This window comes from Taibaiella chishuiensis (assembly GCF_003014535.1).
GTDB classification, from domain to species: Bacteria; Bacteroidota; Bacteroidia; order Chitinophagales; family Chitinophagaceae; genus Taibaiella; species Taibaiella chishuiensis.
The window spans coordinates 969,353-982,390 of sequence record NZ_PYGD01000001.1 but is presented as its reverse complement, the minus strand read 5'-3'; the positions used below and the strand labels follow the sequence as shown (position 1 = coordinate 982,390).

Here is a 13,038-nt window from a genome sequence, read left to right as displayed (position 1 = left end):
CTATGCAACCTAAAGCTAAGATCCTTTTAGTAGAAGATGATAGCTCCCTTGGATTCGTAATTAAAGATAACCTGGAAGAAAACGGGTATGAGGTAATCTTCAGTTCTGACGGTGAAAGCGGATGGCAACAGTTTATGCGTCATAATGTAGACATCTGCCTGCTGGATGTGATGCTGCCTAAAAAGGACGGCATGGCGCTCGCGGCACAGATCCGCAAAAAGAACGAAAAGATCCCGATCCTTTTTCTTACCGCAAAGTCCATGGACGAGGACCGTATTGCGGGATTCAAGGCTGGTGGCGATGATTACATTACCAAACCCTTCAATATGGAAGAACTGCTGCTGCGTATCGAGGTATTCCTGAAACGCACGCGCAAAAAAGCCAACGAAGGGGTAGAACGTTTTGAACTGGGCAAACTGGAATTTGACTACAATAACCTGCTGCTGATCGACGGCGCCCATAAGCAGCAACTGACCCAGAAAGAGGCAGACCTGCTGCAATACCTTTGCCTGCATACCAATACCGTGGTAAAAAGGGAAGATATCCTGCTGAATGTATGGGGTAAAGAAGATTACTTCCTGGGCCGGAGCATGGACGTTTTCATGACCAAGATCCGGAAATACCTGCGCGACGTGGAAGGCGTTGAGTTACAGACCGTGCACGGGGTAGGCTTTAAGCTGGTACTTCAGAAATAGGATAAAATAGTTAATTTCGCTGCCGAAATCAGACCAAACTATGAAAAAGAACCTGTTTATCCTGGTCCCTGTTGTAGGCCTGTTGCTGTTTGCTGCCTGCAGTCCACAGAAACGGCTTGCGCGCAAGCAGCATACCTATATGCAAAAAAGTTACAAGGAGCTGAAAGAGGCAGTGAACGAAGCCGAGGTAACCATGCTTAATGATACCATCAAAGTTTTGTTCCCCGAACATCTCCTTTTCGCCCTGAACTCTTCGGAGATCAACCAGGCCACCTACCCGCTGATGCAGCGTTTTGCCGATGCCCTCAACAAGTATGATAAAACCAGTATCCTGATCAACGGTTATACCGACAAGAGCGGTACCGAAGAGCTGAACCGGAAACTGTCGCGTAACCGCGCCGACAGCGCCCGTGGCCTGTTACAACAGGATAAGGTAGTGATGGAGCGCATGCATACCTGGGGACATGCCTCAGAAAATCCTATTGCCACCAATGATACCGAGGAAGGTAAACGGAAAAACAGGCGGGTTGAGTTTATCATTTTGTATAACTACACCCCTTAATTTCCCGGCGCTCCCTGGGGAGCGCTTTCCAAAGCCTTCATTCCCCGGTCCAGCTCATTGTCCTATCCATGGCTAACAACAGTTTTCTTTTCAATACGGAGCTTGCCTACCGGTCGGTACGTACCAATAAGCTCCGTACCGGTATTACCATAGGTATTATCGCACTGGGCATTATGGCCCTGGTGGGTATCCTTACGGCTATCGAAGGCATGAAGGCGAGTATCTATTCCAGCTTCAGCGGCATGGGCGCCAATACCTTCCAGGTTACCAACGAGCTCCTGAAGAAAAGCAAAAGAGGCGGCGGCATCAATATCTCCTCCGTCGATCAGAAAAACATCAGTTACAAAGACGCCGTTACTTTTAAAGAACGGTTTACCTTTCCCTCCGACGTAAGCATATCCATGGTAGGCACGGGCATAGCAACCGTAAAGTTTGCCAACGAAAAAACCAACCCGAACATCAGCGTCATGGGCGTAGACGACAACTACCTGCCCATTTCCAGCACCAATCTTATTGCCGGCCGCAATTTTTCCGTTACCGAAATCGAAAACGGCAGTTATGTATGCCTGCTGGGCAATGCCATTGCCAAAAAGCTGTTTAAAGGCAAAGAACAAAATGCCTTGAATGCGGTCATTACCGTAGGTTTTATCAAATACCGCGTGGTAGGCGTAGCCGAAAGCAAGGGCAGCAGTATGGTCTCGAATGTCGACAACAACGTATTCGTACCACTGCAGAATGCCCGCGCCGTATACAGCGGCGACCGCTCGTTCGTGATCAGCGTAAAAGTGCCGAATGTAGCCATGATCAATATTGCCGGTGAAGAGGCTGAGGGGCTGTTCCGCATTATCCGGAGAGTGCCCCTGAATGCGGAACCGAATTTCAGCATCAATAAAAATGACAACCTGGCCGCTATGGTTATGGAGAACATTAACGGGGTATCGGTAGCCGCTATGTTTATCGGCTTTATCACCCTGCTTGGCGCGGCCATCGGGCTTATGAATATCATGCTGGTATCGGTGGCCGAACGCACCCGCGAGATCGGCGTCAATAAAGCGCTGGGCGCTAAAAACAGTTCCATTAAAAACCAGTTCCTTACCGAGTCGGTACTGATCAGCATTTCCGGCGGCCTTATCGGTGTCATGGCCGGTATCCTGATCGGCAATATCGTATCCGTATTGTTGAAGAGCGGTTTCATCATCCCCTGGATGTGGATCAGCCTCGGACTATTGCTCTGTACGCTGGTCGGCCTTATTTCGGGGTATTACCCTGCAGCCAAGGCCGCCAAACTCGACCCGATACAGGCCCTCCGGTACGAATAACCCGGGCGGTTTTGAATTATTAATTTTACAGTTTGCATTTAGAAAAGCGGAAGTAATGAATAGAGTAGTTATATCAGGGATCGGCATTTATTCCTCACTGGGCACCAACAGGGAGGAAGTGGCCAAATCCCTGTTCGAGGGGCGTTCCGGTATTATTTACCGCCCCGAGCGTAAAGCGCTGGGCTACCGCTCGGCCCTTACCGGTTTTGTAGCCCGTCCTAATTTAAAATCCCTGCTCGACCGCCGTTCGCGCATTATGATGCCCGAACAGGCCGAGTTTGCCTATATGGCCACCATCGAGGCCCTGCAGCAGGCAGGTATGGATATCGACTTTTTCCACAAACACGAAACCGGGATCATTTACGGCAACGACAGTTGCGCCAAACCCGTAATAGACGGTATCGACGTATTACGCGAGAAAAAGGATTCCATGCTGATCGGCTCCGGCTCGGTATTCCAGGTGCTGAATTCTACCGTAACCATGAACCTGGCCACGATCTTCAAACTGCGGGGCGTGAACTTCAGTATCAGTGCGGCCTGCGCCAGCGGTTCGCATGCGATCGGTATGGGGTATATGTTTATTAAGAACGGGATGCAGGACCGGGTAATCTGTGGCGGTGCGCAGGAGATCAACGATTATTCGATGCCCAATTTCGATGCCCTGGCTACCTTCTCTACCCGCGAGGATGAGCCTACCCGCGCTTCCCGGCCCTTCGACCGCGACCGCGACGGCCTGGTGCCGGGCGGCGGCGCTGCCACCGTTATCCTCGAAAGCCTCGAATCGGCACAGGCAAGAGGCGCCGATATTATTGCCGAAGTGATGGGTTATGGTTTCTCTTCCAACGGCGAACATATCTCCAATCCCAGCGTGGAAGGCCAGGTGCGTTCGATACACCGCGCCCTGAAAGACGCCAGTATGACAGCCGGCGATATCGAATACGTAAATGCCCATGCTACCTCTACCGCAGCCGGCGACAGCAGCGAGGCCGAGGCCATATTCGAAGTATTCGGCGGTACCACACCGGTAAGCTCTACCAAATCCATGACCGGGCACGAATGCTGGATGGCCGGCGCCAGCGAGATCGTCTATTCCCTGCTGATGATGAAACACGGGTTTATGGCGCCGAATATCAATTTCGAAAACCCAGATGAGCACTCCGCCAAGATCCACGTATTACCGGAGACCCTGCAACGCGATTTTGATATTTTCCTGTCTAATTCCTTTGGTTTCGGCGGCACGAACTCCTCGCTGATCCTGAAGAAATGGAAGGACTAAAAGCGGGGCAGCACATCCGATAGATAACAGCGTTTTTTTATAATCACGATAAAAGACAAGAGGCCGCTACGTATTGTAGCGGCCTCTTGTCTTTATATAAACCCGGTATTACAAACCGGTAATGGTAATGCCCACAGAGTAAGGGAACACTTCAGGACCTTCGCCGTTGTTGAACATCGGGCTGAGGTTGTAGGAACCATATACCGAGAAGTTGCCCCAGCCGATACGCGCTGTAGGTGCGAACTTCCAGGTTTGCATATACCTTTTGCTGTTCACTTTTTCTACGACGGCCGGGCCGGCTACAGTGTTTTTATTTTTGGAATGCGCCCCGATCAGCAAGCCTACGTGCATACCGATCGCCGCTTTAAAACCACGGTTACGGTTTTCCTTATCGCCGAAAAACCGCAGTTCGAACGGCGCTTCAAGATAAGTCATGCTCAGCTTGCTCTTTTTATACAAGTCCTGGTTGGCAGCCGTATCCACGTTCTGGAATTTGATACTGGAAGAACTGGAGTTCAGGATAGCCAACTGGTTATCGAAGTAAATATTACTGTTATTGATACCGATGCCCGCAGCGAAACTGAAATTGGATTTCGAGATCGGGAAGTCGTAACACAGGAAAGCGCCGAAGCCACGGCCAATACCACCGATCTTCACGTTATCCGGGGTGCCGCTCCAGTTCTCGTAAGTAAGCTGGATCATGACGAAATCGCGGGATGGCTTCACTACTTTTTTCTTGGTTTCTGCCGTCTCCTGTGCCATAACACCTGATGTTACCGTCGCTGCCAGCATAAGCATGCCAATAAATTTCTTCATAAAGGAAATCTGAATTGAGGCGCAAAGATAGTACTAAGCGCGGGCTTTTAAATAAATTTTTTCGTTGATAGTTCCTGTACGAAGGGATTTGTAGTTTAATTTCGCTTTATGCTACAGTTGAATTACCAGGTCCAGGACCTTGCATTCGAGTACCCTTTCGCCATTTCCAAAGGCCTTAAAACGCATCAACCCGGTCTTCTAGTATCTCTCGGGCTGGGAAGATTGCGCGGCCACGGGGAGACCACCGCGATCGGGTACTATAACGTGAACGTGGAGGATATGATTGTGCTGCTGGAAAAAAATCGCCAGGTTACCGAACGGTACGCCCTGAGCTCACCGGAGCGGTTCTGGCACTTCCTGCACCACCTGCTGCCCGGCCACAACTTCCTGATATCGGCCCTGGATATGGCCGGCTGGGACCTTTGGGCCCAGCTCAACCGCCGTCCGCTGTTTGCTATGTTGGGCCTGCAATGGGGTCCGACACCACTTACCGATTATACCATCGGGCTCAATAGTCCCGAAGAAATTGCAGAAAGAGTAAAAGCCAGACCCTGGCCCATTTATAAACTGAAAGTGGGCAGCGAAAACGATCTGCCTGCGCTCGAGGCCCTGCGTAAGGCCACCGACAGCATTATACGCATAGATGCCAACGAGGGCTGGACCCTCGAACAGGCCCGGGTGATCCTGCCTTACCTGGAAGCCTGGCAAATAGAACTGATAGAGCAACCCCTGCACCGCGAAGATACGGAAGGCCTGAAAGCCTTACGGGAACTGACCACCATACCCCTGATCGCCGACGAGGCCTGCCGGGAAGAAAAGGACCTGGATGCCTGCCTGGCGCTGTACGACGGGATCAATATCAAATTATCCAAATGCGGGGGTATTACACCCGCCCTGCGTATGATCCGGAAAATTAAAGAAGCCGGCAAAAAAGTGATGCTCGGCGGCATGTGCGAAAGCATAACAGGCGCTACCACCCTTGCACACCTGCTGCCCCTGGCCGATTATGCCGACATCGACGGTCCGCTGTTATTAAAGGAAAACACCGGCCAGGGCCTTATCTACGATGCAGGTAAAATGATCCTGCCGCAACGTACCGGTTCGGGGGTTATCCTGTAACGGCAGGCTTACGGTGCCGTGCTTCCAGCACCTGTTCTATATCCTGTAGCCGCAGTCCTTTGGCCTGCAGCAGGATCAGGTAGTGAAACAGCAAGTCGGCAGCCTCACCTTTAAAAAGCGCTTCGTCCTGGTCTTTGGCCTCGATAACCAGCTCCACGGCCTCTTCGCCCACTTTCTGGGCTATTTTATTGATGCCTTTACGATACAGTCCCGCTACATACGAATTAGCTTCGGGGTTGGCGATACGGTCGCTGATAACCGCTTCCAGCGCGGGCAGGAAGGAAGCCGGCGTATTGGCGGCTCCAAAGCAGGTAGCCGCGCCGGTGTGGCAAACGGGGCCTTCGGGCAGCGCCATTACGAGTATACAATCGCTGTCGCAATCCAGCAGCAACGCCTGCCGGTGCAGGTAATGACCCGAGGTAGCTCCTTTGGTCCACAGCTCCTGCCGCGACCGGCTGTAAAAGGTAACATAGGGGCCCGCTTCCGTAGCCCGCAATGCGGCTTCGTTCATATAACCCAGCATCAGCACTTCGCGCGTGCCGGCATCCTGCACGATGGCAGGCACCAGGCCGTCGGGGTATTTATCAAAATCAGGTTGTATCATCTGCAGATTATGTTCTGACGGCAATGCCGCTGGTTTTTAAATATTGTTTCAGTTCCGGCAGGGCCAGTATCTTTTCGTGGAAAATGCCGGCCGCCAATGCCGCATCTGCCGCACCTTCCGTAAACACTTCGAGAAAATGCTCTTTATTGCCCGCACCACCGCTGGCAATTACCGGCACGGTTACGGCCTCCGCTATATGCCGTGTATGGTCCAGTGCAAAGCCGCTGCGGGTGCCATCTCGATTAATGGCCGTAAGCAGGATCTCCCCTGCACCACGTGCCACGGCCTCTCGCACCCAGTCGCGGGTAAGCCGGCCGGTAGCTTCCCGCCCGCCATTACTATATACGTACCAGTCGCCCGCTTCCATTTTAGTATCCACGGCAAGTACTACGCACTGGCTGCCAAAGGCCAGGGCTGCCGCTCCTACCAGGTCTGGATCACGTAGTGCAGCCGAGTTCAGCGATATCTTATCAGCCCCGGCTTCGAGCAGGCGCCGCACATCGTCCGGGCTGCTGATGCCGCCCCCTACCGTAAAGGGGATATCGATCGCCAGGGCCACACGGGCAACCAGGCTGGCCAGGGTTTTGCGTTTTTCGTGGGTGGCCGTAATATCGAGCAGTACCAGTTCATCGGCGCCCTGCTCCGCATAATAAGCAGCCAGCGCCACCGGATCACCCATATCGCGCAGGCCCTCAAACTGTACGCCTTTTACCGTTTTCCCATCTTTAATATCGAGACAGGGAATAATCCTTTTAGCCAGGGTCATAACGCCTCCTTGTTTTGCGGGTTATACAGGGCGAGCTGATCCAGGCCGATTTTTCCTTCGTAAATGGCTTTGCCGATAATAACGCCTTTACAGCCGGCGGCATCCAGGGCGGTCACATCTTCTAGGCTGGTTACACCGCCGCTCGCAATAATATCCAGGCCCGGGTAACGGTCTACCATATCGCGGTAAAGCGCTACAGAAGGGCCTTGCAGCATACCGTCGCGTGTTATATCGGTGCAGAACACCTGTTGTAAGCCCAGGTCATAATACTGTTGGATCACATCGTATACCGAAGTTTCCGTTTGCTCCAGCCAGCCGTTTACGGCTACGCGGCCTTCTTCCTTTACATCGGCGCCCAGTATCATACGGCCGGGGCCAAAGGTTGCCAGGCAGGCTTTGAACACCGCCGGGTTCTTAACCGCCATACTGCCCACGCTTACCCAGGCGGCGCCGGCGTCCAGTACCTCTTTTACATCGGCCACACCTTTAATGCCCCCGCTAAAGTCGATCTGCAAACCGGTGCCGGCGGCAATACGTTCCAGTACGCCCAGGTTAACAACCTGCCCGGTACGGGCGCCGTCCAGGTCGACGAGGTGCAGCCTTTTCAGACCGGCATCTTCAAACCGTTTTGCCATTTCCAGCGGATCGCCGCCATAGGCGGTCTGGCGGTTAAAGTCGCCCTGGGAGAGTCGTACACACCGGCCTTCTATAAGGTCTATGGCGGGTATAATCGTTATCATAAGCTCATGAAATTTTGGAGTATACGGGCGCCGGCAGGTCCCGATTTTTCGGGATGGAACTGCAGGGCATAAAAGTTATCTTTTTGCAAGGCGGCGCTATAAGGCAGCATGTAGTCCGTAGACGCCGTTGTAGTTTTGCCCTGTGGCACATAATAACTATGTACATAATAAACATAACTGTTTTCATCTACGCCCTTAAACAGGGGTGAAGACAGGTGCTGCAGCGTATTCCAGCCGGTATGCGGCACCTTGGCCCCGGTTCCGAAGTGCAACACATCCTGGTCGAAAATACCCAGGCAGTTGGTATCCCCTTCTTCGGAGTAGCGGCACATCAGCTGCATGCCCAGGCATATGCCCAGTACGGGCTGTTCCAGGCTGGGCAACAGTTTGTCCAAACCCGCTGCCCGGAGAAAGGCCATAGCCGGCCCCGCAGCGCCTACCCCGGGAAAGATAACCCGGCCGGCAGCCCTGATATCGGCTTCGTCGCTGCTGATGCGTGCTTCCACACCCAGCCGTTGTAAGGCATTGTACACCGAGCGTGTATTGCCGGCATTATATTGAATGATTACGGTATCCATTATCTGCGTTTTTATTTTATAACAGGCCTTTGGTAGTCGGGATGCGCATATTGTCGGGATCTATACGCACAGCGGCTTTCAGTGCCCTGGCAAAGGCTTTGAAGATCGCTTCTATTTTGTGGTGCTCATTCTCCCCTTCGGCTTTGATATTAAGGTTGCAGGCTGCGGCATCGGAAAAGGATTTAAAAAAATGCAGGAACATTTCGGTAGGCATATCGCCGATCTTTTCCCGTTTAAAAACGGCATCCCATACCAGCCAGCTCCTGCCGCCAAGATCGAGGGCAACCTGTGCCAGGCAGTCGTCCATAGGCAGGCAGAATCCATAGCGTTCGATGCCTCTCTTGCTGCCCAAAGCCTTGCCCACGGCCTGCCCCAGTGCAATCGCCGTATCTTCTATGGTATGATGTTCGTCGATATCGAGATCGCCCTTAACCTGCAGCAACAGGTCTATGCCACCGTGGCGGGACAGTTGTTCGAGCATATGATCGAAAAAGCGGATACCAGTACGGATATCATAAATGCCTTGCCCGTCAAGGTTCAGGCGGATCGAAATATCGGTTTCGTTGGTGGTACGCCGCTCTTCTACATAACGGCAACCCGATTTGAGAAAGCGGTAAATATCCTCCCAGCTTCTAGCCTCAAAGCTTGCCTGCTCCTCCTGCAGTGGCTCATTGTTTTGAATAAAGATCGAGCCTGCCCCCAGGTTGCGGGCCAGCTGCACATCGGTAACGCGGTCGCCGATCACGTACGAATGTTCCAGGTCGTAGTCCCCTTTCATATAATCCGTAAGCATTGCCGTGCCTGGTTTGCGGCTGGGTTTACGCTCGCGGGCAAAGGACTCGTCGATATGGATCGCGGCAAAGCGGATGCCTTCGTTACGGAAAAGCTGCAACATCTTTTCCTGTACCAGGTCGAAGTGCTCACGGGGATACGCCGGCGTACCCAGGCCATCCTGGTTGGTAACGATCACCAGCTCGTAGTCCATCTCGTTGCTGATGCGGTACAGGTTACGCAGTACGCCGGGCAATAGTTCCAGCTGTTCCAGGTTGTCTACCTGGAAGGTTACGGGCGGTTCTTTGATCAGGGTGCCGTCCCGGTCGATAAAGAGTACTTTTTTCATAAGCTTTGTTTGCTATAGCTTTCGAGGGCCAACAATAATTGTTCATTTTCTTCGAGACTGCCCACGGTAATACGCAGGCAACCTTCGCAGCCTTTTACCGTGGCCCGGTTGCGCACCACGATGCCCCTGGCCAGCAGGTAATCATAGAGTTGCTGCGCATCCACCACTTTAACCAGCAGGAAGTTGGCTTCCGACGGAAAAACTTTTATTACAAAAGGCAGGCGGCCCAGCGCCAGGTACAGCATTTGCCGCTGGGCAATGGTCTCGCGGGTCCAGCTGTGTATCCATTTCTGGTTACGTAAGGCACGTATGGCATATTCCTGGGCCAGGGTGCCTATATTGTAGGGCGCCTTTACCTTGTTCATGATGGCAACGAGGACCGGCGAGGCCAAAGCCATACCGATGCGCAGACCGGCCATACCCCAGGCTTTGGAAAAGGTCTGCAAGACCACCAGCCGTTCGTATTTATGCAACAGATCCGCTACGGAAGCGCCCGGGGCCGCAAAGTCGATATAGGCTTCGTCTACCACAACCAGGCCTTTGAACCGTTTGAGCAGGAGCTCGACCTGCTTCCGGTCCATCAGGTTGCCGGTTGGATTGTTGGGCGAACAGATAAAGATGAGTTTGGTGTCGGCATCCGCAGCGGTCAATACCTTTAGGGCATCCATACTGAAATCATCCTGCAGCGGTACATTCCGGATGGCAACATCATTGATACCGGCGGCCACTTGGTACATGCCATAAGTAGGCGTAAGCTGGATCACGTTGTCCTGCCCCGGTTTACAAAACATCCGGAACAACAGGTCTATAGGCTCATCGCTGCCGTTACCCAGGAAAATACATGCTTCCGGCACCCGTTTCAGATCGCTTACGATCTGCTTCAGGCTGGTTTGCAGGGGATCGGGATACCGGTTAAGGTTATCGCCGGCAGGTGAGCCCATCGCGTTCTCATTGGCATCCAGGAATACCGAAGCTTTCCCCTTAAACTCCGATCGTGCAGAAGCATAGGCCTCCAGCTTACGAATATTATCGCGTATCAATCGCTCAATCATAGTACGGTATTTTAAAAATGGCAGGAATGGTTATTAATGGCGCGCAGTCTGATGTCTATGGCCCGGGCATGCGCTTCCAGGCCCTCGGCCCGTGCCAGGGTTCTTACCGCTGTACCGATCTGCTGTAATCCCTCGGGGCTCAGCTCCTGGAAGGTGATCTTGCGTACGAAGCTATCGAGCGATACGCCGCTGTAGCTGCGGGCATAACCGTTGGTGGGCAGGGTATGGTTGGTACCTGAAGCATAGTCGCCGGCGCTTTCGGGTGCATAGTTGCCGATAAACACCGAGCCCGCATTAACAACCATGCTGGCCAATCTGCGCGCTTCGGAACAGGCCAGGATCAGGTGTTCGGGCGCATAAGCATTCATAACGGCCATGCCTTCTTCCAGGTTAGCGACCAGTATGGCCTTGCTGCTCTTTAAAGCATCGCCTGCTATGGTTTTGCGGGGCAGGGTTTTGAGCTGTAGCTCCAGGCAATCCAGGATGGCGGCGATTACCTCCCCGCTATCGCTTACCAGTACAACCTGCGAATCGGCGCCATGCTCGGCCTGCGATAACAGGTCGGCGGCCACGAAGGCGGGCACACAGGAGGCATCGGCCAGCACCGCTACCTCCGAAGGACCGGCAGGCATATCGATGGCGGTACCCTGTTGCTGCGCCCTCATTTTGGCGCAGGTTACATAACGGTTGCCGGGCCCGAAAATTTTATCGGCCCTGGGAATAGTGGCCGTGCCATAAGTCATGGCGGCAATAGCCTGTACACCGCCGGCCTTGAACACCTTGCCGATACCGATACGCGATGCCACATACAGGATAGCCGGGTGTACCGTACCGTCTTTGGCGGCGGGCGTGCATACCGTTATGTTGCGGCAGCCCGCAAGTACAGCGGGTATGCCCAGCATCATAAGGGTAGAGAACAGGGGCGCCGTACCTCCCGGTATATATAAGCCCACATTTTGCAGCGGCACCGACCGCCGGCTGCATTGTACGCCGGGCATGGTTTCCAGCCTGAGCTCGGGTTCGCGCTGCGCTTCGTGAAAGGTCCGGATATTGTTTATAGCAAGGTCTATAGCGGCTTTGAGCCCATTGTCCAGTGTAGCTATGGCTTGTTCTGTTTCCTGGTCGCTCACCATAAGACTGTTGAGGCCGGGGCTATCGAACTCGCGGGTATAACGCAGTACAGCCGCATCGCCCGCCCGCCGCACCTGCTGCATGATCTCGTCGACCCGCGCTGTAAGCTGCTCCTGGTCCGGCTCCGGGCGTTGCAATAGGGTATCGTATTGCCAGGGACCTTCAAATTTTATTACGGGGATCATACAATCATTTTTTCGATAGGAACCACTAAAATGCCTTCGGCACCTTGCGCCTTCAGCTTTTCGATAATCTGCCAGAAATCGTCTTCCTGTACCACGCTGTGCAGCGAACTCCAGCCCGGTGCGGCCAAAGGCAGTATGGTCGGGCTTTTCATGCCCGGCAGGATGTTGATGATGGCTTCCAGGTTTTCGTCGGGCACATTCATCAGGATATACTTATTCCGTTTGGCTTTTCTTACCGCCTGTATCCGGAACAGCAGGCGTTCGAGGATGGCCAGCCTTTCGGCATCCAGCGCATCATGGGCCACCAGCACCGCTTCCGACTTCAGGATCACTTCCGTTTCTTTAAGACCGTTGAGGAACAGGGTGCTGCCGGAGCTTACCAGGTCGCAGATGGCGTCGGCCAGCCCGATACCCGGGGCAATCTCTACCGAACCGCTGATCTCGTGGATCTCGGCGGTAACGCCCTTGCTTTCGAGATAGCGGCCAAGCAGGAATGGATAACTGGTCGCTATCTTTTTGCCTTCGAGCACAGATAGACCGTCGTACTCGAAACTGCGGGGCACGGCGATGGAAAGGCGGCATTTGCCAAAGCCAAGCCGCTCTATCGTCCGGATGTCGCGGTTCTTCTCGATGGCTACGTTTTCGCCTACGATACCGATATCGGCCACACCGTCGCTTACGTACTGCGGGATATCGTCGTCGCGCAGGAACAGCACCTCGAGCGGAAAGTTGAGCGCCTCGGAGCGCAGCTTGTTGACGCCGTTATTGAATTCGATGCCGCATTCCCTGAGCAGCCTCAGTGAATCGTCGAATAACCGGCCGGATTTTTGAATGGCAATTTTCAGTTTCATAAAAAAATGAGCATAAAAAAAAGGGCTTATCGTATGAGGATAAGCCCTTTGAAAGGATGGATGAATATTATGTTTCGTCAGAATCTACACAATAGCACCTGCTTACCCGGTGGGTGAGTATGATGATGCCAATGAAGATGTAAATTCTGTGTCATGTTGTTGTAGTCGAACGCAGCAAAGGTAATGGCAAACTTTTTTGACTGCCAAATTTATTTTCATCCGCG

The 13,038-nt window shown here is 53.2% G+C and carries 14 protein-coding genes; 5 read left to right on the top strand and 9 right to left on the bottom strand.

The annotated features are described in order from the left end of the window. Positions 1-2: 2 nt before the first annotated feature. The 4 genes from B0I18_RS04165 (at position 3) to B0I18_RS04150 (ending at position 3,852) form a co-directional block, all read left to right on the top strand. Positions 3-695, top strand: coding sequence for a response regulator transcription factor (locus B0I18_RS04165; protein WP_106521375.1), 693 nt, complete (start codon positions 3-5; stop codon positions 693-695). Positions 696-735: 40 nt separating this feature from the next. Next, positions 736-1,257 carry an OmpA family protein gene (locus B0I18_RS04160; RefSeq protein ID WP_106521374.1) on the top strand — a complete coding sequence of 174 codons (522 nt, stop codon included), beginning with the start codon at positions 736-738 and terminating at the stop codon, positions 1,255-1,257. 68 nt (positions 1,258-1,325) lie between these two features. Further along, positions 1,326-2,576, top strand: a complete 1,251-nt coding sequence (locus B0I18_RS04155; RefSeq protein ID WP_106521373.1) for an ABC transporter permease — start codon at positions 1,326-1,328, stop codon at positions 2,574-2,576. Positions 2,577-2,631: 55 nt separating this feature from the next. Then, entirely contained in the window at positions 2,632-3,852 is a 1,221-nt protein-coding gene (locus tag B0I18_RS04150) for a beta-ketoacyl-[acyl-carrier-protein] synthase family protein (protein ID WP_106521372.1), read from the top strand. Between the two features lie 108 nt (positions 3,853-3,960). On the opposite strand, the gene B0I18_RS04145 is transcribed toward B0I18_RS04150, so the two are convergent. Continuing rightward, positions 3,961-4,668, bottom strand: coding sequence for an outer membrane beta-barrel protein (locus B0I18_RS04145; RefSeq protein WP_106521371.1), 708 nt, complete (start codon positions 4,666-4,668; stop codon positions 3,961-3,963). Between the two features lie 108 nt (positions 4,669-4,776). Between B0I18_RS04145 and B0I18_RS04140 the strand changes: the two genes are divergently transcribed. Further along, on the top strand, positions 4,777-5,787 hold the full coding sequence (locus tag B0I18_RS04140; RefSeq protein ID WP_106521370.1) for a dipeptide epimerase: 1,011 nt from the start codon (positions 4,777-4,779) through the stop codon (positions 5,785-5,787). Here B0I18_RS04140 and hisIE read toward each other — a convergent pair. Genes hisIE through hisG form a run of 8 tightly spaced genes read right to left on the bottom strand, consistent with a single transcriptional unit; the run spans position 5,777 to position 12,814 of the window. Then, positions 5,777-6,391 carry a bifunctional phosphoribosyl-AMP cyclohydrolase/phosphoribosyl-ATP diphosphatase HisIE gene (gene hisIE, locus B0I18_RS04135; RefSeq protein WP_106521369.1) on the bottom strand — a complete coding sequence of 205 codons (615 nt, stop codon included), beginning with the start codon at positions 6,389-6,391 and terminating at the stop codon, positions 5,777-5,779. The two genes, B0I18_RS04140 and hisIE, sit on opposite strands and share 11 nt — an antisense overlap. A 7-nt stretch (positions 6,392-6,398) precedes the next feature. Further along, the gene (gene hisF / locus B0I18_RS04130; RefSeq protein ID WP_106521368.1) at positions 6,399-7,157 is read right to left on the bottom strand and encodes an imidazole glycerol phosphate synthase subunit HisF; all 759 of its coding nucleotides are present in this window, start codon (positions 7,155-7,157) and stop codon (positions 6,399-6,401) included. Further along, positions 7,154-7,897: a 1-(5-phosphoribosyl)-5-[(5-phosphoribosylamino)methylideneamino]imidazole-4-carboxamide isomerase gene (gene hisA, locus B0I18_RS04125; RefSeq protein ID WP_106521367.1), complete on the bottom strand. Its 744-nt coding sequence runs from the start codon at positions 7,895-7,897 to the stop codon at positions 7,154-7,156. Before hisA ends, hisF begins: the two co-directional genes overlap by 4 nt. Continuing rightward, positions 7,894-8,475, bottom strand: coding sequence for an imidazole glycerol phosphate synthase subunit HisH (gene hisH, locus B0I18_RS04120; RefSeq protein WP_106521366.1), 582 nt, complete (start codon positions 8,473-8,475; stop codon positions 7,894-7,896). The genes hisA and hisH overlap by 4 nt, the downstream gene beginning before the upstream one ends. Positions 8,476-8,491: 16 nt before the next feature. Then, positions 8,492-9,595 carry a bifunctional histidinol-phosphatase/imidazoleglycerol-phosphate dehydratase HisB gene (gene hisB / locus B0I18_RS04115; protein ID WP_106521365.1) on the bottom strand — a complete coding sequence of 368 codons (1,104 nt, stop codon included), beginning with the start codon at positions 9,593-9,595 and terminating at the stop codon, positions 8,492-8,494. Further along, entirely contained in the window at positions 9,592-10,647 is a 1,056-nt protein-coding gene (gene hisC / locus B0I18_RS04110) for a histidinol-phosphate transaminase (RefSeq protein ID WP_106521364.1), read from the bottom strand. The genes hisB and hisC overlap by 4 nt, the downstream gene beginning before the upstream one ends. Positions 10,648-10,658: 11 nt before the next feature. Continuing rightward, the gene (hisD, locus tag B0I18_RS04105; RefSeq protein WP_106521363.1) at positions 10,659-11,963 is read right to left on the bottom strand and encodes a histidinol dehydrogenase; all 1,305 of its coding nucleotides are present in this window, start codon (positions 11,961-11,963) and stop codon (positions 10,659-10,661) included. Then, positions 11,960-12,814: an ATP phosphoribosyltransferase gene (hisG, locus tag B0I18_RS04100; RefSeq protein WP_106521362.1), complete on the bottom strand. Its 855-nt coding sequence runs from the start codon at positions 12,812-12,814 to the stop codon at positions 11,960-11,962. The genes hisD and hisG overlap by 4 nt, the downstream gene beginning before the upstream one ends. Positions 12,815-13,038: the final 224 nt, after the last annotated feature.

Coding starts and splice junctions, on each gene's coding strand:
- B0I18_RS04155 (WP_106521373.1), top strand. CDS start 1,326: ATGGCTAACAACAGTTTTCTTTTCAATACGGAGCTTGCCTACCGGTCG.
- B0I18_RS04150 (WP_106521372.1), top strand. CDS start 2,632: ATGAATAGAGTAGTTATATCAGGGATCGGCATTTATTCCTCACTGGGC.
- hisH (WP_106521366.1), bottom strand. CDS start 8,475: ATGGATACCGTAATCATTCAATATAATGCCGGCAATACACGCTCGGTG.
- B0I18_RS04160 (WP_106521374.1), top strand. CDS start 736: ATGAAAAAGAACCTGTTTATCCTGGTCCCTGTTGTAGGCCTGTTGCTG.
- hisIE (WP_106521369.1), bottom strand. CDS start 6,391: ATGATACAACCTGATTTTGATAAATACCCCGACGGCCTGGTGCCTGCC.
- hisA (WP_106521367.1), bottom strand. CDS start 7,897: ATGATAACGATTATACCCGCCATAGACCTTATAGAAGGCCGGTGTGTA.
- B0I18_RS04165 (WP_106521375.1), top strand. CDS start 3: ATGCAACCTAAAGCTAAGATCCTTTTAGTAGAAGATGATAGCTCCCTT.
- hisG (WP_106521362.1), bottom strand. CDS start 12,814: ATGAAACTGAAAATTGCCATTCAAAAATCCGGCCGGTTATTCGACGAT.
- B0I18_RS04145 (WP_106521371.1), bottom strand. CDS start 4,668: ATGAAGAAATTTATTGGCATGCTTATGCTGGCAGCGACGGTAACATCA.
- hisB (WP_106521365.1), bottom strand. CDS start 9,595: ATGAAAAAAGTACTCTTTATCGACCGGGACGGCACCCTGATCAAAGAA.
- hisC (WP_106521364.1), bottom strand. CDS start 10,647: ATGATTGAGCGATTGATACGCGATAATATTCGTAAGCTGGAGGCCTAT.
- B0I18_RS04140 (WP_106521370.1), top strand. CDS start 4,777: ATGCTACAGTTGAATTACCAGGTCCAGGACCTTGCATTCGAGTACCCT.
- hisD (WP_106521363.1), bottom strand. CDS start 11,963: ATGATCCCCGTAATAAAATTTGAAGGTCCCTGGCAATACGATACCCTA.
- hisF (WP_106521368.1), bottom strand. CDS start 7,157: ATGACCCTGGCTAAAAGGATTATTCCCTGTCTCGATATTAAAGATGGG.